This window comes from Streptomyces sp. NPDC042201 (assembly GCF_055582185.1).
Window position 1 is genome coordinate 45,623 of sequence record NZ_JBVJDS010000018.1, and the last position, 18,343, is coordinate 63,965.

The window sequence follows — 18,343 nt, forward strand, 5'->3', positions numbered from 1 at the left end:
CCGCGTTTACCTTCTGTTCCTTCTGTCTGTGTCTTCCGTCTGTGTCATCTGTCTGTAACAACGGACGGGAAACACAAAAGGACCCGGGGGCTACGGTGCCCGGATCCTCTTCGCAGCAGAATAACCCACATGTGCTCCGCGTCAGAGGGTCAATCCCGCAGATCACCCATTTCCACTTTCTCACCGGGCGCCCTGCGCCGGGTGCTGAGGACCGCGGACGGCGTCCTTGTCGAGGCGGTGTACGAGCCGTGTACGGCGGGTTTCGCGGGGAATTCCCCGGCGGCCGGCGGCACCGCGATCGCGGTCGCCCACGGCTTCACCGGATCGGTGGACCGGCCCGCCGTACGACGGGCCGCGAGGGTCTTCGCGCAGCGTGCGGCCGTCGTCACGTTCTCGTTCCGCGGGCACGGCCGCTCGGGTGGCCGCTCCACGGTCGGGGACCGTGAGGTCCTCGATCCGGCGGCGGCGGTGGAATGGGCGCGCTCCCTGGGCCATCCGGGTGTGGCGACGGTGGGGTTCTCCATGGGCGGCTCGGTGGCGCTGCGTCACGCGGCGTTGCACAGGGGGCGCACAGAGGCGCGAACCGACGCGGTGGCGTCCGTGAGCGCCCCCGCGCGCTGGTACTACCGGGGTACGGCTCCGATGCGGCGCCTGCACTGGGTCGTGACCCGCCCCACCGGACGGTTCGTCGGGCGGTACGGATTCCGTACCCGCATCCATGACCGGGACTGGGATCCGGTGCCGCTCTCGCCGGTCGAGTCGGTCCCGCTGATAGCGCCGACGCCGCTGCTCGTCGTGCACGGCGAGCGCGACCCGTACTTCCCGCTGGACCATCCGCGCATGCTGGCCGCGGCCGGAGCGGCGGAGCTGTGGCTGGAGCCGGGCATGGGCCATGCGGAGAACGCCGCGGACGAGCCGCTGCTGGCCCGTCTCGCGGACTGGCTGGTGGACGCGGCGGCGCGGCCGCGTCCGGCGGCCCCCGACGCTCCACGGACGGCCTGACGCGGCACAGAGGGCCTGATACGGCTCAGAGGGCACGGAGGGCACGGAGGGCACAGAGGACCCGGGGGGTCTCCGGGCCGCGCGGGGCGTCGGCCATCATGGGAGCCGACGAAAGGAGTGCGGCTATGGCAGCGGGCACGATCCGCTACTGGGCCGCGGCCAAGGCCGCGGCGGGGATCGCGGAGGAGCCGTACGACGCGGAGAATCTGGCCGGCGCGCTGGACGCCGCGCGGGTGAGGCACCCGGGCGAGCTGGTCCGCGTACTCCAGAGGTGTTCGTTCCTCGTCGACGGTGACCCTGTGGGAACCCGTGGCCATGAGACCGTACGGCTTGCCGAGGGCGGCACGGTCGAGGTGCTCCCGCCGTTCGCAGGAGGGTGAACCGCACAGCATGAGCAACGATCAGCAGTATCCGTACGGTCAGCACGGGGACCACGGTCAGCAGGGCCGGCAGAGTCAGCAGGGCGAGCAGCAGGGCCGGTACGACCAGTACGGGCGGCCGCAGCAGCCGTCGCCCTACGACGCGTACCAGGACGCGGGCGCGTCCCAGGGCTGGTCCGAGCCCGCGCACTCGGGACAGGGTCACCAGGACGCCGGTGCGCAGACCTGGGAGGGCCAGACCTGGGACACCCAGTACCAGCCCCAGGTGCAGTTCCAGCCGGGGCAGCAGGTGCCGTACCAGCAGCAGCCGCAGCAGGTGCCGTACCAGCAGCAGCCGTCCCAGCCCCAGGGCCAGGCCCCGGCCCAGCACGGGCAGCGGTCCGCCGCCGCCCCCGCCGCGTATCTGCCGCCGCAGGGCGCCTATCCGCTGCCCCCGGAGGTACCGGCCCCCGTGACCGCGTCGCACGAGCCTCCGTACGAAGCCCCGGCGCCGGCCGCCGCGCAGGCCGCCGCCCCCGTCGACGGGTACAACGCGCCCACCACCATGGGCAACGCCCGCATCACCGACGCCCAGCGCGCCCGCGCCGAGGGCCGGTCGCCGATCATCCCGCCGGGCATGCAGCCGGCCGGGCTGACCGCCGTGCTGGGCCTGCTGCTGGCCGGGGGCGCGGCCATCGGTCCTTACGCGCTGCTCGTCCCGCTCGTCCTGCTCCAGGCCGTCACCGCGGCCGGCTGGTTCCGGCTGAACGGGATGTGGCCGGCCAGGCAGGGCATCGCGCTCGCCTTCCTCGGCGGGATCGCCGCCGATATCGCCCTGCTCGCCGTCGGCGAGGAGAACGGCCCCGCCGCGATCATCGGCACACTCGGCGTGTGGGTGCTGCTCACCGTCGTCCTGCAACTGCGCAGCCGCGCCGGCGCCGACGAGCGGATGCAGGGCCTGATGGCCACCGTCGCCTCCGCGGCGCTCGCCATCCTCGCCACCGGACATCTGGCGGCCGTGCCGGACGCGGTGGTCGTCGGCGCGCTGGCGGTCGCGGCGACGACGGTGGCACGTGCGCTGCCGCTGCCGGGGATCGTGTCCTTCGTCGTCGCCCTGCTGGCCGGCGCGGGCGCCGGGTTCGTGGCCGGCGGGCTGACGGACCTCGGTGCCCAGGGCGCGCTGCTGGGGTTGGGCGCGGGCGTCTGCGCGCTGATCGGGCTGCGGGCGGCGAGCTACGACTATCCGTCCCGCTTCGTGCACATGACGGCCGGGGTGGCGCTGCCGCTCACGGCCGCCGCGCCCGCCGTCTGTCTGCTGGGCCGCGTGCTGTCCTGACCGGCGCTCCGATCGGGGCTTCGGTCGGCGCTCCGAACGGCGCTTAGACCGGCGCCGCGACCCGCGTGGTGACCGGGAGCACGGCGGGGGCCGGGAACCGTACGCCTCCGCCGAACGTCGATCACTCCGCCACGCGGCATCCCCACTGGCGTTACGCTCACGGTCGTCAGGGGGCCGGAACGACCAGGGTGGGGACACCGAGCAATGCGCGCACTGCGAATACTGCTGATACTCGTCGTGGTCCTCGGCGGGCTGTTCGTCGCCGCCGACCGGGCGGCGGTGTACTTCGCCGAGGGGCAGGTCGCCGAGAAGGTCAGGTCGAGCCAGGGGCTGAGCTCCCCGCCCGAGGTCTCCATCAAGGGCTTTCCGTTCCTGACCCAGGTGCTGGCATCCTCGCTGGACGAGGTCGACATCAGCCTCGACGGTGTCAGCGCCAGCGCGGACGGCCACGCGGTCCGGGTGAGCGAGGTCAAGGCCGAGCTCAGGGACGTCAAGATCAACAGCAGTTTCTCGTCCGCGACCGCCGCGCGGGCGAGCGGCTCGGCACACATCTCGTACGCGGATCTGGCCCAGTCCGCGCCTAAGGGCGCGACCGTCGGCTACGCGGGACCTGACCGGGCCGCCAAGGGGCAGGTCAAGGTCTCCGGCCCGCTGGCGGACGTGCTGGAGGGCGCGGGCATCGAGGTGCCCGCCACCGTCAAGGTCCTGCTGGAGGGCCGGAACGTCACCGCGTACAGCTCGGTGACGCTGGACGGCGCGGACACGGTCCGGCTGCGGGCCGAGTCGCTTCCCGAGCTGCCGGTGCCGGGTCTGAACGACCAGGTGCGGGACCTGATCAACTACGACCTCAAGATCGACGGGCTGCCGTCGAGCATCAAGCTCGACAAGGTCGTCGCGGGCAAGGACGGTCTCCGCTTCTCCGGCACGGGGACGGACGTCTCGCTCGCGGGCTGAGGCGACCCACCGCGCCACGGACGGTTCCGGGCGGCGGAAAGAGGCGGGGAAAGTCGCGCGGAAACGGGGCGATTCCGTAGCTCGGGACGCCGTACGGCCGGATGGTGAGACGGCGGCGTCCGTTCCGCAGCTGGAATGCGGGGCGGGGACACGCGTACGGCCGGTGAATACCGGGCCGACCATACTTTCGTCTCACCTCGTGGATGATCGCGTCTCACCATGCGACACACCGGTGACATGTTCGCCGGGACGTCCCTACGATCGGACGTATGAAGCGACAGGCGGACCTCACGAAGCGGCGGGCAGTAGACCTGTGCCGCGTCGCCGCCATGCTCTGTCGCACTGTCTGAGCGGGACTTTCGCGTCCCGTTTTTCCCGGCCCTTCGAGTATCTCAGGGCCACCCCGCGACGTACGCAGGCCTCCTGCCGTGCCAGGAAGCCGCCCCCGCATCATCCCGCCGCATACTGCCCCGGAGGAGAACAGAATGAGCCGCAGTGACGTCCTGGTAGACGCCGACTGGGTCGAGGCCCACATCGACGACCCGAAGGTTGTCATCGTCGAGGTCGACGAGGACACCTCGGCCTACGACAAGAACCACATCAAGAACGCCGTCAGGATCGACTGGAAGTCCGACCTCCAGGACCCCGTCCGCCGTGACTTCGTCGACCAGGAGGGCTTCGAGAAGCTCCTGTCGGCCAAGGGCATCGCCAACGACGACACCGTCGTCCTCTACGGCGGCAACAACAACTGGTTCGCGTCCTACGCCTACTGGTACTTCAAGCTGTACGGGCACGACTCCGTCAAGCTGCTCGACGGCGGCCGCAAGAAGTGGGAGCTCGACTCCCGCGACCTGGTCGAGGCCGTCCCGGAGCGCGCCGCCACCTCGTACCAGGCCAAGGCCCAGGACACCTCGATCCGCGCCTACCGTGACGACGCGGTCGCCGCGATCGGCACGCAGAACCTGGTCGACGTGCGCTCGCCCGACGAGTTCAGCGGCAAGCTGCTCGCTCCGGCGCACCTCCCGCAGGAGCAGTCGCAGCGTCCGGGCCACATCCCGTCCGCCCGCAACATCCCGTGGTCCAAGAACGCCAACGACGACGGCACCTTCAAGTCGGACGACGAGCTCAAGGAGCTCTACGCCGACGAGCAGGTCGACCTGGCGAAGGACACCATCGCGTACTGCCGCATCGGTGAGCGCTCCGCGCTGACCTGGTTCGTGCTGCACGAGCTGCTCGGTGTCGACAACGTCAAGAACTACGACGGCTCGTGGACCGAGTACGGCTCGCTCGTCGGTGTGCCGATCGAGCTCGGCGCCAACAAGTAATCACGCCCCGACCTGGAGGACTGAACAGTATGTGTGGAGCACAGGCCGGTGGCCCCGACGCTTCGACGATCAAGCCCGGTGAGACCACCATCCAGGGTTCCGTGACCCGTGACGGCGAGCCCGTCACCGGTTACGTACGCCTGCTGGACTCGACCGGCGAGTTCACCGCGGAGGTCCCGACCTCGGCGACCGGACAGTTCCGCTTCTACGCGGCCGAGGGCACCTGGACGCTCCGCGCGCTCGTCCCCGGCGGCACGGCGGACCGCACGGTCGTCGCCCAGACCGGAGGCCTCTCCGAGGTCGCCATCGCGGTCTGAGTCCGTTTCTCACCGGCCGAAGGGCCGCACCCCAGGGGGTTGGACGCTCACTGGAAGGGGTGCGGCCCTTCGCGCCGTCCGGGGGCGGGTGCCGGGGGCCGGGAAAGTCGTACGCTGGAGGCATGTACACGCGACGCCGTCGCCGTTATTTCGTGCTGATGAGCGGATGCCTCTTCCTCTTCATCTCCGCGTGGGCATACGTGCGGCTCTGGTCGGTCCCGGCCGCGGTGGCGCTGTGCGTGGTGGCCATGGTCATTCCGCCGATCGCGGCCATGGTAGGCAATGCGCGCGGCAAGGACGACCGCTGGTGGGACGATCCGTCGGGAGACCCCAAGTCCGACGAGTGGTGGGACGAGCTGGACGGCAAGAAGCGCCCCCAGCCGCCGCCCCGGCCGCCTCAGCCGCCCACCGATGAACACCGCCACCGGGATCTGTAGCCGGGGTCTGTAGCCGGGATCCGTGGCGCGAGTCCGGATCCGTGGCGGGATCAGTAGACGAGTGCCTGGACGCCGTCCGCCATGATCTCGCTGACGAAGACCTGCGCGCCGGCGATACGCACCCCGTCGAGCACGTCCTTCTCGGCGATGTCGCGGCGGGCGGCGCACTGCGTGCACAGCGTGATCCGGCCCCCGGCCTGGATCGACTCGATGAGATCCGGCAGCGGAGCCGAATGCGGCAGGTCGAATTCCGCCGCGCGGCCCGGCAGCGCGAACCACGCCGACTCACCCGTCAGCCACAGCGAGACCTCCACCCCGCTGGCCACGGCGACCGCCGCCACCGTGAAGGCCTGGGAGCACCGCTCGGGAGCGTCGGCCCCGGCGGTCACTTTGATCACGAGCTTCTTCGCCGATTGCATATGCCGAACTGTAATCCGCCGCGGTACAACCACCCCCTCCTCTCATGGGTCAGGTGTGTGCGCAGGTAACGGAATCTGCGCCTCAGGTCTCGTGGGGGGACTTTTTTGGAAACTCAGCCATCTCCGGAGCCGGTGGGCTTTCCGGAGCCTCAGCCGGCCGCGGCCCGGCCGCCGCGCAGACGTGGCCGTACGACGCTGATCATCGCCGCGGCCGCGGTGCTCGGGATCGTCGGTGGGATCGCCACCGGCTATACGATCCAGGCCGATCGCCCGCCGACGCCGCTGGCGGCCCTGTCCCAGCCGGGCCTGGCGTATCCCGCCAAGTCCCTGCCCAAGGGGAAGGGCGTGGAGCCGCTCTCCGCCAAGGAGGACGGCCGGGTCAAGACGGACGGTGATCTGCGCAAGCTGCTGGTCGCCAAGCCCTCCGGCGCACGGAAGACCGAGACGCCCTGGATCAATGACGGATGGGTCTCGCTCAACTCCTATGCCCTCGACTTCGAGAGCGAGGACTACATGTTCGAGGAGCTGGCGGGGACCGATCTGCGCCGGGTCGCGGCCGTGGCCTGGACACAGGGCCAGTACCGCGACACGAACATCTCGCTCGTCCAGTTCCGGGCCAACTCGGGCCTGGGCGCCTTCGATCACGCGGACAGCCAGCACTCCTACATGCCGGACGCGGAGGACGGCGCCGGTAACAACGGCGAGCCGATCAAGGGCAGCGGCAACGGCCATTACTACTTGTACAAGGTCAAGCGGGAGGCGGGCTACATGCCGCTCTACCGGGCCCGTGCCATCGCCCAGCGGGGCGACGTCATGGTCGACATCAACATTTTCGACGTCAAGCCGATCAGCAAGAAGGACATCCGGACGCTGGCCGAGCGGCAGCTGGAGCGCCTGTGAACGACGACCCGAACACCCCGACGCCGCAGGAGCCGACGGCCGGTCAGGCGCAGGAGCTGACGACGGAACAGCCGCCCGCGGAAGAGCCCACACCTGCGGAAGAGCCCACGCCCGCAGGAGAGCCCACGCCCGTGGCCCCGGCCGCCCCGCGCGGCACTCTCGCGCGCCGGCTCCTCGGCACCGTACTGCCCGCCGTCCTCGTCCTCGGGGCCATCGGTGGCGGGATCGCGTACACCAAGACCACCGTCGACGCGGCCGACAAGACCGCTCCCACCACCGTGTGGAAGAAGACGGACGCCAAGCCGGGCAAGGATCCGGCCGGGGACATCGGCAAGGGCCGTACGAACACCGATCTCAGCCGGAAGCTGCTGCCGGTGCCCGAGGGCTACCGCCTCGGCCCCGACACGGCCGAGTTCGGCAACGACGGTGAGCTGACCTCCAAGCAGGCGACGGCGCTCATGAAGTCCGTCGGCGAAGGCCTCTCGGGCAAGCTGCGCCGCGCGCTGAACAAGGAGATCGACAAGCTCGGCATCAAGGGCCTCGCCGCGCGCTCGTACACCGCCGACGCGAACGATCTCGTCGTCGAGGTCTATCTCGTACGGATGACGGACCGCGAGGCCGTCCACAACTGGTACAAGACGCAGTCGCAGCGTCCCGGCGCCCGCAAGGGACCGGCCGTCGAGGGCCACAAGAAGGCCAAGTGCTTCCTGGCGCCCAAGGACAGCAAGGTCGATCTCGAAGCGATGGAGTGCGTGGCGTACGACGGTGAGCTGACCGTCAACGTCATCGCGCACGGCTCGAAGCCGTTCGACTCGTCCGCCGTAGCCGAACTGATGAAGGATCAGCTCGGCCACATCGCATCCCCGGGGAAGTACGTATGACCGAGCAGACCACCCCTCCGGCGGAGCCCACGCCCACGCCCACGCCTGCGCCGGAGCCCACGCCCGCGCCCGCACCCGCGGCATCTGCCGTGCCGCCGCCGCCCGAGCAGCCGCCCGCCGTGCCGTCCGCCATGCCGCCGTCGGACAACCCGTGGCAGGCACCGCCCGCCGGTCTTCCCCACGCACCCCTCCAGCCGCCGCTGATGCCCCAGCAGCCCCGGCCGCCCCGCCGGGTGCTGCGCGCGGTCGCCCGCTGGACCGTCGCCGTGCTCGTCTGCGGCGGCCTCGGCACCGGCACGGCCTACGGCATCAGCGCGATGGAGCGCACCGACGTACCCGGGCTCGCCACCCAGAGCGACGGCCGCTGGGAGTATCCGCGGCTCTCCCTGCCCGCCCTGCCGGCCGGCTCACCGCGCCCCTTCACCGAGGGCAACGCGGCGGAGATCCACCACGCCGACCTGCGCGAGCTGCTGCTGCCCGCCCCCGCAGGAGCGACCGCCGACAAGAAGCTGACCGGTGGCTGGGTGAGCACCGACCAGTATCTGTCCGAGTACGCCGAGGACAGGCGTTCCGATCTGCGGCAGGGCCTGCGCGACGAGGCCGTACGCCATATCGCGGCCCGCGGCTGGACCATGCCGGACGGCACGACCTCACGCGTCTACCTGCTGCGTTTCCAGTCGGTCGCGTTGGCGGAGGATTTCAAGGACAGGGGGATCCTCGCCGGGCTGACCGCGGGCGCCCCGCTGGCCGGCGCTCCCACGACCGAGCTGGACGAGAGCTGGCCGGCGTCCTCTTCCGGGGGCGTACCGGAGACCTCGACGTATGTCTTCACGGAGCCCAAGCCGTACGGCGCGACGCAGGTCCGTCAGGCGTACGTCCTGGCCGGTGACACCCTCGCGCTGGTCGTGCACGAGAAGAAGGGCGGCGCGTCCCGTGTCGCCTTCCATCAGACGCTGACCCTGCAGAACCAGCTGCTCGGCTGAGCGGGAAGCGGCCGGAAGCGGCCGGAAGCGACGGAGAGGGCCCGCGGAGGGGCGGCAAGCGCCCGCGAGCACCTCACCGAGAGGGCCGGGCTCCCACCCATTAGGCTGGGGCCCGGCCCTTACCGCTCATCCCGCTCATCCGAGGAGCACCCCGTGCTTGAGGCTTTCTTCACTTCCCTGCTGGTCCTCGTCTGTGTCGGCACGCTCGCCTTCGCCGGTCTGACCGTGAAGAAGCTGTACCAGGGCCAGCGCTAGTACCAGGGCCAGCGCCAGTCCGTCACGCCGGTCACCTCAACCCCTACAGATCGCCTGAGCTGCTCTCATGATCGAGATTCCGTCCGACCTGCACCCGGACCTTGTCCCCCTCTTTTTTCTCCTCGGCAAGTGGGAGGGCGTCGGCGTCTTCGACTTCCCCGGTGACGAGAAGGCCAACTTCGGCCAGGAAGTCACCTTCAGCCATGACGGCAGGGACTTCATCGAGTACGTCTCGCACACCTGGGTGCTCGACGCCGACGGCAAGAAGATCAGGCCGATCGAGTCCGAGGCCGGCTACTGGCGGATCGACAAGGACCGCAAGGTCGAGGTCGTGATGGTCCGCGACCAGGGCGTCGTGGAGGTCTGGTACGGCGAGCTGGCCGCCCAGAAGCCGCAGATCGACCTGGTGACCGACGCGGTGGCACGTACCGCGGCCTCCGGTCCGTACAGCGGTGGCAAGCGGCTCTACGGCTATGTGAAGAGCGACCTGATGTGGGTGGGCGAGAAGTCCACCCCGGAGGTCCCGCTGCGGCCGTACATGTCGGCGCATCTGAAGAAGGTCGTCTCCCCGGATCAGGTCGCGGCATGGGCCAAGGACCTCGGTGACCTCCCGGACGACGGAATCGCCTTCTTCAAGTAGGCCGCCTGCCTACACTGGGGGCGTGGTGAGCACCGACTGGAAGAGCGATCTGCGGCAGCGCGGCTACCGGCTGACCCCGCAGCGCCAGCTTGTCCTCGAAGCCGTCGACTCCCTGGAACACGGGACTCCGGACGACATCCTCGGCGAGGTGCGCAGGACCGCCTCCGGGGTGAACATCTCCACCGTCTACCGGACGCTGGAGCTGCTGGAGGAGCTGGGGCTGGTCTCCCACGCCCATCTCGGGCACGGCGCCCCGACGTACCACCTGGCCGACCGCCACCACCACATCCACCTGGTCTGCCGGGACTGTACGAATGTCATCGAGGCCGATATCGAGATCGCCGCGGAGTTCACCGCCAAGCTGCGCGAGACCTTCGACTTCACGACGGACATGAAGCACTTCGCCATCTTCGGCCGCTGCGGGAGCTGCACCGCCCGCGCGGTGAACGGCGAGTCGTAGGCTGATCGGTATGCAGCGACATTCAACGATCAGCCCTCTGCTTTCCCAGCCCGGAGCCGTCGCCGCCGAAGGCCAGGACGAAGGTGTCGCCGCGCACTACGGCGACCTGTTCCGTGAACAGCGCGCCCTCGCCGAGGGCGCCGGTCTCGTCGACCTCTCGCACCGCGCGGTCATCACCGTCACCGGCCCCGACCGGCTGAGCTGGCTGCATCTGCTGCTCACGCAGCATGTCAGCGAGCTGCCCGCCGGACAGGCCACCGAGGCACTGGTCCTCTCCGCGCACGGCCACATCGAACACGCCCTGTATCTCGTGGACGACGGCGAGACGGTCTGGGCGCATGTCGAGCCGGGGACGCAGGAGGCGCTCATCGGCTATCTGGAGTCGATGAAGTTCTTCTACCAGGTCGAGGTCGCGGACCGTACGGACGATTTCGCGGTCGTCCATCTGCCGGCCGGCTCCATCACCGAGGCGCCCGAGGGCGTCGTCGTACGGGAGACCCCGTACGGCCGGGACGTCTTCCTGCCCCGCGCCGACCTGGAGTCGTACGCCACGGCGCACGGCCCGCTCGCCGGGATCCTCGCGTACGAGGCCCTGCGCATCGAGGGCCACCGGCCGCGCCTCGGCTTCGAGACCGACCACCGCACCATCCCGCACGAGCTGGGCTGGATCGGCACGGCGGTCCATCTGGAGAAGGGCTGCTACCGCGGCCAGGAGACGGTGGCGCGCGTCCACAATCTGGGGAAGCCGCCGCGCCGGCTGGTCTTCCTGCATCTGGACGGCAGCGACGTCCATCTGCCGGGCCACGGCACCCCGGTCCGTCTCGCGGCGGACGGCGCCGAGGGGCGCCAGCTGGGCTTCATCACCACCTCGGCCCGCCACCACGAGCTGGGGCCGATCGCGCTGGCTCTGGTCAAGCGCAATGTGCCGCTGGACGCGGAACTGCTGGCGGGGGACACGGCGGCGGCGCAGGAAGTGGTCGTGGAGGCCTGAGAGACCAGGCCCGGGCGGGACGCGACCGGCCGGAACCCGACGAGCCTGGACGCGACCGGCACAGGACGCGACCGGCCCGGGAGCGACCGGCACAGGACGCGACCGGCCCGGGAGCGACCGGCACAGGACGCGACTGGCCCGGGAGCGACCGACCCAGAACGCGACTGGCCCGGGACGCGCGCGTCACATGTCCAGCAGCACCGTGAACGGGCCGTGATTCGTGAGCGAGACGCGCATGTCCGCTCCGAACCGGCCCGTCTCCACATGCGCCCCCAGCGCGCGCAGCCGCGCCACCACCTCGTCGACCAGCGGCTCGGCCACCGGGCCCGGCGCGGCCGCGTTCCAGGTGGGGCGGCGTCCCTTGCGGGCGTCCCCGTAGAGAGTGAACTGCGAAATCACCAGGAGCGGGGCGTTCACCTCTGAACAGGACTTCTCGTCCGCCAGCATCCGTATCGACCAGAGCTTGCGGGCGAGCCGCTCGGCCTGTTCCTTCGTGTCCTCGTGGGTGACTCCCACCAGTACACACAGCCCCTCCCCGATGATCTCCCCGACGGTTTCGGTCCCGGACTCCGTCACGGCGACGACGCTCGCGCCGTCGACCCTCTGCACCACTGCACGCATACAGACCAACCTATCGGGGGCCGAACGGGTGCAGAGTGCCCCCCTGCGCGGGTGCGGGAGTGGCACCATGCACGGAGGCGGTGCGTTCGCGCACCGGTCGAGGGATGGGGGTTCCCAGCGGAGCGAGGGACGGGGTCTCCCCAGCGGAGTGAGGGGAAGTACACGCGATGACCACATCTGGCGCCGGGCAACCGCCCGGACCCGTACCGACGACCCGTACGACCAGCGGAACCGGCAGCGGCGCCGCGGCGGGCCCCGCGGGGAAGCGGCCACCCGTCCAGCGACTCGGCGCCGAGGGGTCGCTGCCCGCGCCCAGGCCGTACGACTTCGGGGTGCTGGAACTGCCCGAGCTGCGCACGCTGCGCCGTGACTCGCAGCGCGACGAGGCCGATCTCAGCTATCTGCGCCGGCTGCTCCAGGGGCGTATCGACATCCTGCGGGCCGAGCTGGCCCGCCGTACCGCCCCCGAGACGCCGGTGGTCCACCGGCTCTCCGAGATTCTCACCGACGCCCCTTCGCGGCACCGCTCCTCCGCCCGCCATGTCACGCTCTCCACGCCGCGCGGCGAGGAGTACCGGCAGCTGGCCGCGGAGACGCTCGCCGAGGTGGAGCTGTCGGACCTGGAGGCCCGTACGGACGAGGAGCTGGGCTCGGCGATGGCACGGCTGGTCGGCAATGAGCAGCAGATCTCGCGCCGCCGTCACCAGCTGCAACGGACCGTCGACGATTGCAGCGCCGAGATCACCCGCAGGTACCGTGAAGGTGAAGCACAAGTAGACGACCTGCTCACGTAACGGCCGGACACGCCCTATGCCGCTGATGCCTTCCGGAGCGGGTCGTCCCGCCCCGGAAGGCTGATGATGACCTCAGGTAGCGCCGCCGTGTCTCCGGTTCTCGCGGAGGTCGTACGGTCCGGATTCGTCGAGGGCCTGCACCGCGGGACGCTGGTGCTCCTCGCGGCCGACGGCAGTGTGGAACTGGAGCTCGGCGATCCCGAGGTCCCCGTCTTCCCCCGCTCCAGCAACAAGCCGATGCAGGCGGCAGCCGTGCTGCGGGCCGGTCTGGGTCTGTCGGGGGAGCGGCTGGCGCTGGCGGCCGCGAGCCACTCGGGCGAGGGCTTCCACCTCGCTCTCGTACGCGAGATGCTCGCCGAGCACGGGCTGACGGCCGACGACCTCAGAACACCGCCGGATCTTCCGCTGGACCGGGTCGAGGCGGAGTCGTATCTCGCGGGTGGCGGGGTGCGCGACCGGGTCGTCATGAACTGCTCGGGCAAGCACACGGCGATGCTGGCGGCCTGCGCCTTGAACGGCTGGCCCAAGGACAGCTATCTGGACCCGGCCCATCCGCTGCAGAAGCTCGTCCGCATGGTGGTCGAGGAGGCGGCGGGGGAGCGGGTTTCCGCGATCGGTACGGACGGCTGCGGCGCCCCGCTGATGGCGCTCACCCTCACCGGACTCGCCCGTTCCTTCCGCCACTTCGTGCTCGCCGCGCCGGGTACGGCGGAGCGGCGGGTGGCGGACGCGATGCGCGAGCACCCCGAGTACGTGGCGGGCACGCGCCGTATCGACACCTGGCTGATGAGCGAGGTGCCGGGCACGCTCTCCAAGATGGGCGCGGAGGGCGTCCAGGCGGTGGCCCTGGCGGACGGCCGTGCGCTGGCGTTCAAGATCGACGACGGCGGGGTGCGGGCGCTGGGCCCGGTGCTGGCGCGTGCGCTCCAACTGCTGGGTGTCGAGGCCGAGGCGCTGTTCCGGATCGGGCGGGCGCCGCTGCTGGGCGGCGGCGTGGAGGTCGGCGGGGTTCGCGCGGCGTTCTGAGAGTGGTGGGGTTGGCACTGTGGTGGGGGCTCGGGGCGCGGCGTTCGGCGATCCAGTGGGGCAGGTGGCGCGGGTGGAAAACGCGCGTGCGGCCGGGCCCGGGCACGGCATAGCGTGATGACCATGACCAGGAGCCTTGAGGTCCGTACCATCACCGCATCCGAGTTTCCCGACTGGACCCGCGCGCTGGACACCGGTTTTCTGCGCCCGCCCGTCACCTCGGACCAGGTGCTGGCGTACCGGCTCGCCTCCACCGATCTGAACCGTACGTGGGGGGCGTTCGACCACGGCCGCTGTGTCGCGACCTTCCGGTCCCTCGCCCAGGAGCTCACGGTGCCGGGCGGCGCTGTGCTGAGCGCGGACGGGATCTCCAATGTGACCGTGTCGCCCACGCACCGCAGGCGCGGGCTGCTCAGCCGGCTGATGGCCGCGGATCTGGCGGTCGCGAAGGAGCGCGGTGACGCCGTCGCCACGCTGATCTCGGCGGAGTACCCGATCTACGGGAGGTACGGCTTCGGCCCCGCTACCTGGACCACCGAGTGGACGGTCGATGTGACGCGGGCGGGCCTCGACCCGCGCTGGGCGGGCCCGGACCGCGGCGGCCGGATCGACCTGGTCGACATCGCGGACGTACCCGAACTCGGCGCCGAGTTCCATGACCGGTTCCGGGTGCTCCAGCCCGGTGCGATCAACCGCGACGAGCGCTGGTGGCAGCGGAGCACCGGCCGGGCGCCCACCGACCTCTCCCGGACCGAGCCCTTCCACGCCGCGTACCGTTCGGCGGCGGGCGAGGTCGAGGGGCTGGTCTCCTACACCGCCGACAGCGTGTGGGGCGACGGCAAGCAGCCGATGAACACCGCGTCCGTGCGATGGCTGACCGCGGTGACCCCGGCCGCGGAGCGCGCCCTGTGGCACTTCGTCTGCTCGATCGACTGGATCACGACGGTCAGGTCGGGATACCGTGCCCCGGACGATCTGCTGCCCCAGTTGCTTCCCGACCCCCGCGCGGCGCGGATCGTGACGCAGGCCGACTTCCTGTGGGTGCGGATCCTCGACACCGTACGGGCCCTGGAGGCCCGTACGTACGCCGTCCCCGGCGCCATGGTCCTGGAGATCCACGACGGCGCCGGCCTGGCGGGCGGCCGCTTCCGCCTCGACGCCTCGCCGGCGGGTGCCACCTGCACCCCGACCACGGACGCGCCCGGTCTCGCCCTGGACGTAAGGGAATTGGGCACGCTGTACCTGGGCGACGAATCGGTGGCACGGCTGGTGGCGCTGGGCACCGTGACGGAGGAGCGGCCGGGCGCCGCGGCGGTCGCGGACGCGCTCTTCCGTACGCCGCGCCGCCCTTGGTGCCCGGACACCTTCTGAGCGCTCACGCGGTCCGGTCGCCGTTCACGCCGTCCGCCGTCCGCCGTCCGCCGTCCGCCGTCCGCCGTCCGCCGTCCGCCGTCCGCCGTGCGCTCACGCCGTCCGGATCCGGAACAGCACGCCGGACATTCCCAGCGCCACGGCCAGGATCCCGGCGCACCAGGCGAGTGCGACCCAGGGTGTGGAGCCCACCGGCATGCCCAGGAGCAGGCCGCGGAGGGACTCGATCACCGGAGTGACCGGCTGGTGGTCGGCGAAGCCGTGGAGCCAGCCGGGCATGGTGTCGATGGGGACGAAGGCGCTGCTCGGGTAGGGCAGGAACATCATGAAGAAGGTGAACCCGCCCGCCGCCTCGGGGGACTTCGCGAGCAGTCCGGCCACCGCCGAGAGCCAGGAGATCGCGACGATGAAGGCGAACAGGATGCCCGCCGCCGCGAGTGCGGCGGCCGGGGTCGTCGAGGGGCGGAAGCCGATCAGGAAGGCGACGCCGAGGACGAGCGCCGTGGAGACGAGATTGCGGGCGGCGCTCGCGGTGACGTGTCCGGCGAGGATGGGACCGCTGCCGATGTCCACCGAGCGGAAGCGGTCGATGATGCCGCCCTTCATGTCCTCGCTGACGCTCACCGCGGTGGTGGAGGAGCCGAAGCCGGCGCAGAGGAGCAGGACGCCGGGGACGACGTAGGTCACGTACTCCGTACCGGTGTCGATGGCCCCGCCGAAGAAGTAGACGAAGATCAGCATCAGCATGATCGGCAGCATCATCGAGGTGATGACGGCGTCGGTGTTGCGCCGGCTGAGGCGGATGCTGCGGCCGGCCATCGTGAGCGCCTGAGACATGCCGGACACGCCGGATACGCCTGTGACGCCGGAGACGGCAGAGGGGGCAGGGACGGCGGAGACATCAGACATGGGTGGGCTCCTTCGTGGTGTCCCCGCGGCGCTCGCCTGTCAGCACGAGGAAGACGTCGTCGAGCGTGGCGCTGTGGACGGCGAAGCGCGTCACGTCCGTACCGTCCGGGTCGATCTCGTCGAGCAGGGCGCGTACATGGGCGGCGCTTCCGTCGGTCGGCAGGCCGAGGGTGAGGGTCTCGGGGGAGTGGTGCACGGCCCGGGACGCGAGGCGCAGATAGGCCGCCGCGTCCGTGAGTACGAGATCGAGCCGGTGGCCCGCGACCTGCCTCTTCAGCTCGTCCGCCGTGCCCTCCGCGACCAGCCGGCCGTGATCGACGACCGCGATCCGGTCGGCCAACTGGTCTGCCTCTTCCAGGTATTGGGTGGTCAGGAAGACCGTGGCGCCCTGCGCGGAGAGGTCCCGTACGACCTGCCAGAGCTCTTGGCGGCTGCGCGGGTCGAGGCCGCTCGTCGGCTCGTCGAGGAAGACAACCTCGGGGTTCCCGACCAGGCCCGCGGCGAGGTCGAGGCGGCGCCGCATGCCACCGGAGTAGGTGCCGGCCAGGCGGCGGCCCGCGGCGGCGAGGTCGAAGCGGTCAAGGAGTTCGGCGGCGCGGCGGTGGGCGCCGGTCCTGGACAGTCCGCCGAGGCGGCCCATCATGCGGAGGTTCTCCTCGCCGGTCTGCTTCTCGTCGACGGCCGCGAACTGTCCGGTCAGGCTGATGGCGCCCCGCACCCGGCTCCGGTCGGCGGCGACGTCGTACCCGGCGACCCGGGCGGAGCCGCTGTCCGCGGTGGTGAGCGTGGCGAGGATCCGTACGGTGGTCGTCTTCCCCGCGCCGTTGGGGCCGAGGAGGGAGAAGACGCTGCCGCGTTCGACGCGGAGATCGATCCCGCGCAGGACTCTCACCCGCGCTTTTCCGCTTCCGTAGGACTTTTCGAGGCCGGTGGCCTCGATGGCCGGTTGTGTGGTCATGGCCGCCGCTCCTTCGTTTGTCGTCATGCGCGGACCCTGCCGCTCCGCTACTGCGTATGGCATACGCGTTATTGCGTAAGGGTTACGCATTACTAGGATGGGCGTCAAGTGGGGCGCGGGCGAAAGGCGGAGGCGATGACGGACAACAGCGGCGGAACGGGGCTGCCCGCCAGCATCGAGGCCGCCTGGGGGCTGCGCGAACGCACGGCGAAGGGGCCGAAGCCCGGACTGAGCCTGCGGGGGATCGTGGACGCGGCGGTCGGCATCGCGGCGGCCGAGGGCCTCGGCGCGGTCTCCATGGGGCGGGTCGCCAAGGAGCTGGGTGTCTCCACGATGTCGCTGTACCGGTATGTCGCGGCCAAGAACGAGCTGTACATCCTGATGCAGGAGGAGTCCATGGGCGAACCTCCCGCCCCGCCGGAGCCCGGCACCGGCTGGCGCGAGGCGCTGGCGCAGTGGGCGTGGGCGCAGCGTGTGGTGTTCCACCGGAATCTGTGGGCACTGCGCATCCCGATCTCGGGCCCGCCCGCCACCCCGAACTCGGTGGCGTGGTGGGAGCGCGGGCTGATGGCCCTGGCCGGCACCGGGCTGGACGACGGCGCCAAGATCTCGGTGATTCTGCTGGTCAGCGGCTACGTACGGAATGAGGCCACGCTGATGGCGGACCTGGACGCGGCCATCGAGGCGAGCGGCGCCTCGGCCCAGGAGGTGATGGCCGGCTACGCCCGTACGCTACGAAGGCTCGCCGACCCGGCCCGCTACCCGGCGGTCGCCGAACTGCTGACCACCGGCGTCCTGGACGAACCTGACGCCCCGGACGCGGAGTTCACCTTCGGCCTCGACTGCCTGCTGGACGGCGTGGAAGTGCTGGTACGAAGGCGAGCCGGCGCGGACCCGGGCGGTTGCGGTGGCGGCGCGGGAACCGCCTGAACGGCCCCAACGGCCCCCGGCGTGCTGCCCATCGGGCTCGGCCGCCGAGATCGCCGTCGGGCTCGCTTTACGGCTGTCCGTCTTCACCGCCGCGCTGCTGATCGCGCTTCGGATGCGGAGCGGACGCGGCTGGGCCCGGCTCACTCTGGCCCTCGGCCTCGGCGTCGTAGGTACGGCCTCGATGGTGATCGACCCGATCCGCGCCCTGGCCGGGGGACGCACCCTCGGCGCGGCATTCGAGGAGGCCGGAGCGATGGACCTCGCGTTCGGGGCCAGCCGAGCGCTGCACGTGGCAGCGGTGCTCACCGCCGTGGTGCTGATGTTCCTCCCAGCGGCCAACGCCTACTTCCGCGCCCGCCGGACCGGCAACTCCTGAGGGTGGCCCCACCCTTCTCGCCCCCTACAACCATCCAACGGTGCCGAGAGTCTGGCTCGTCGTCCAACTGCCTTCCGTCTGTACGGATTTCACCAGGGC

General features: G+C 70.9%; 23 protein-coding genes. 19 read left to right on the plus strand and 4 right to left on the minus strand.

Annotated elements, in window-relative coordinates; translation table 11 throughout:
• Nucleotides 1-129 precede the first annotated feature (129 nt).
• The 8 genes from ACZ6MZ_RS31705 (at nt 130) to ACZ6MZ_RS31740 (ending at nt 5,730) form a co-directional block, all read left to right on the plus strand.
• Entirely contained in the window at nt 130-1,002 is an 873-nt protein-coding gene (locus tag ACZ6MZ_RS31705) for an alpha/beta hydrolase (RefSeq protein ID WP_469355908.1), read from the plus strand.
• A 125-nt stretch (nt 1,003-1,127) separates the two neighbouring features.
• On the plus strand, nt 1,128-1,382 hold the full coding sequence (locus tag ACZ6MZ_RS31710) for a MoaD/ThiS family protein (RefSeq protein WP_383914363.1): 255 nt from the start codon (nt 1,128-1,130) through the stop codon (nt 1,380-1,382).
• 10 nt (nt 1,383-1,392) lie between these two features.
• Nucleotides 1,393-2,697: a hypothetical protein gene (locus ACZ6MZ_RS31715; RefSeq protein WP_469355909.1), complete on the plus strand. Its 1,305-nt coding sequence runs from the start codon at nt 1,393-1,395 to the stop codon at nt 2,695-2,697.
• A 204-nt stretch (nt 2,698-2,901) separates the two neighbouring features.
• On the plus strand, nt 2,902-3,651 hold the full coding sequence (locus ACZ6MZ_RS31720; protein ID WP_469355911.1) for an LmeA family phospholipid-binding protein: 750 nt from the start codon (nt 2,902-2,904) through the stop codon (nt 3,649-3,651).
• Between the two features lie 269 nt (nt 3,652-3,920).
• Nucleotides 3,921-4,001, plus strand: a complete 81-nt coding sequence (locus tag ACZ6MZ_RS31725; protein ID WP_350203226.1) for a putative leader peptide — start codon at nt 3,921-3,923, stop codon at nt 3,999-4,001.
• 135 nt (nt 4,002-4,136) lie between these two features.
• Nucleotides 4,137-4,976: a sulfurtransferase gene (locus tag ACZ6MZ_RS31730; RefSeq protein WP_469355913.1), complete on the plus strand. Its 840-nt coding sequence runs from the start codon at nt 4,137-4,139 to the stop codon at nt 4,974-4,976.
• A gap of 29 nt (nt 4,977-5,005) precedes the next feature.
• On the plus strand, nt 5,006-5,293 hold the full coding sequence (locus ACZ6MZ_RS31735; RefSeq protein WP_014047432.1) for a DUF1416 domain-containing protein: 288 nt from the start codon (nt 5,006-5,008) through the stop codon (nt 5,291-5,293).
• A 122-nt stretch (nt 5,294-5,415) separates the two neighbouring features.
• On the plus strand, nt 5,416-5,730 hold the full coding sequence (locus ACZ6MZ_RS31740) for a DUF3099 domain-containing protein (RefSeq protein ID WP_469355915.1): 315 nt from the start codon (nt 5,416-5,418) through the stop codon (nt 5,728-5,730).
• 50 nt (nt 5,731-5,780) lie between these two features.
• On the opposite strand, the gene ACZ6MZ_RS31745 is transcribed toward ACZ6MZ_RS31740, so the two are convergent.
• Nucleotides 5,781-6,149: a DsrE family protein gene (locus ACZ6MZ_RS31745; RefSeq protein WP_384185206.1), complete on the minus strand. Its 369-nt coding sequence runs from the start codon at nt 6,147-6,149 to the stop codon at nt 5,781-5,783.
• A 132-nt stretch (nt 6,150-6,281) separates the two neighbouring features.
• Between ACZ6MZ_RS31745 and ACZ6MZ_RS31750 the strand changes: the two genes are divergently transcribed.
• From ACZ6MZ_RS31750 to ygfZ, 6 genes are all read left to right on the plus strand, one after another.
• Nucleotides 6,282-7,049, plus strand: a complete 768-nt coding sequence (locus ACZ6MZ_RS31750; RefSeq protein ID WP_389787013.1) for a hypothetical protein — start codon at nt 6,282-6,284, stop codon at nt 7,047-7,049.
• On the plus strand, nt 7,046-7,930 hold the full coding sequence (locus ACZ6MZ_RS31755) for a hypothetical protein (RefSeq protein ID WP_469355918.1): 885 nt from the start codon (nt 7,046-7,048) through the stop codon (nt 7,928-7,930). The genes ACZ6MZ_RS31750 and ACZ6MZ_RS31755 overlap by 4 nt, the downstream gene beginning before the upstream one ends.
• A complete protein-coding gene (locus ACZ6MZ_RS31760; protein ID WP_469355919.1) occupies nt 7,927-8,913 on the plus strand; it encodes a hypothetical protein in 987 nt (328 codons plus the stop codon). Before ACZ6MZ_RS31755 ends, ACZ6MZ_RS31760 begins: the two co-directional genes overlap by 4 nt.
• A gap of 322 nt (nt 8,914-9,235) precedes the next feature.
• Nucleotides 9,236-9,808, plus strand: a complete 573-nt coding sequence (locus ACZ6MZ_RS31765) for a heme-binding beta-barrel domain-containing protein (RefSeq protein WP_469355921.1) — start codon at nt 9,236-9,238, stop codon at nt 9,806-9,808.
• 22 nt (nt 9,809-9,830) lie between these two features.
• Entirely contained in the window at nt 9,831-10,268 is a 438-nt protein-coding gene (locus tag ACZ6MZ_RS31770) for a Fur family transcriptional regulator (RefSeq protein WP_469355922.1), read from the plus strand.
• Between the two features lie 10 nt (nt 10,269-10,278).
• On the plus strand, nt 10,279-11,259 hold the full coding sequence (gene ygfZ / locus ACZ6MZ_RS31775; protein WP_384185222.1) for a CAF17-like 4Fe-4S cluster assembly/insertion protein YgfZ: 981 nt from the start codon (nt 10,279-10,281) through the stop codon (nt 11,257-11,259).
• 183 nt (nt 11,260-11,442) lie between these two features.
• Here ygfZ and dtd read toward each other — a convergent pair whose 3' ends face one another.
• The gene (dtd, locus tag ACZ6MZ_RS31780) at nt 11,443-11,880 is read right to left on the minus strand and encodes a D-aminoacyl-tRNA deacylase (RefSeq protein ID WP_384185225.1); all 438 of its coding nucleotides are present in this window, start codon (nt 11,878-11,880) and stop codon (nt 11,443-11,445) included.
• A gap of 167 nt (nt 11,881-12,047) precedes the next feature.
• Here dtd and ACZ6MZ_RS31785 point away from each other — a divergent pair, with 167 nt between their 5' ends.
• The 3 genes from ACZ6MZ_RS31785 (at nt 12,048) to ACZ6MZ_RS31795 (ending at nt 15,071) form a co-directional block, all read left to right on the plus strand.
• Complete coding sequence (locus ACZ6MZ_RS31785) at nt 12,048-12,674, plus strand: RsiG family protein (RefSeq protein WP_384185229.1); 627 nt, start codon at nt 12,048-12,050, stop codon at nt 12,672-12,674.
• Between the two features lie 63 nt (nt 12,675-12,737).
• Nucleotides 12,738-13,700, plus strand: a complete 963-nt coding sequence (locus ACZ6MZ_RS31790; protein WP_389787025.1) for an asparaginase — start codon at nt 12,738-12,740, stop codon at nt 13,698-13,700.
• 117 nt (nt 13,701-13,817) lie between these two features.
• Nucleotides 13,818-15,071, plus strand: a complete 1,254-nt coding sequence (locus tag ACZ6MZ_RS31795; protein ID WP_469355925.1) for a GNAT family N-acetyltransferase — start codon at nt 13,818-13,820, stop codon at nt 15,069-15,071.
• A gap of 93 nt (nt 15,072-15,164) precedes the next feature.
• Here the strand turns inward: ACZ6MZ_RS31795 and ACZ6MZ_RS31800 are convergent, their stop codons facing one another.
• On the minus strand, nt 15,165-15,908 hold the full coding sequence (locus ACZ6MZ_RS31800) for an ABC transporter permease (RefSeq protein ID WP_469355985.1): 744 nt from the start codon (nt 15,906-15,908) through the stop codon (nt 15,165-15,167).
• Nucleotides 15,909-15,972: 64 nt separating this feature from the next.
• The gene (locus tag ACZ6MZ_RS31805) at nt 15,973-16,938 is read right to left on the minus strand and encodes an ATP-binding cassette domain-containing protein (RefSeq protein ID WP_469355927.1); all 966 of its coding nucleotides are present in this window, start codon (nt 16,936-16,938) and stop codon (nt 15,973-15,975) included.
• A 135-nt stretch (nt 16,939-17,073) separates the two neighbouring features.
• Between ACZ6MZ_RS31805 and ACZ6MZ_RS31810 the strand changes: the two genes are divergently transcribed.
• Together ACZ6MZ_RS31810 and ACZ6MZ_RS31815 are read left to right on the plus strand one after the other, a co-directional pair.
• A complete protein-coding gene (locus ACZ6MZ_RS31810; RefSeq protein WP_469355929.1) occupies nt 17,074-17,868 on the plus strand; it encodes a TetR/AcrR family transcriptional regulator in 795 nt (264 codons plus the stop codon).
• 112 nt (nt 17,869-17,980) lie between these two features.
• Nucleotides 17,981-18,244: a hypothetical protein gene (locus ACZ6MZ_RS31815; RefSeq protein ID WP_389787037.1), complete on the plus strand. Its 264-nt coding sequence runs from the start codon at nt 17,981-17,983 to the stop codon at nt 18,242-18,244.
• Nucleotides 18,245-18,343 lie beyond the last annotated feature (99 nt).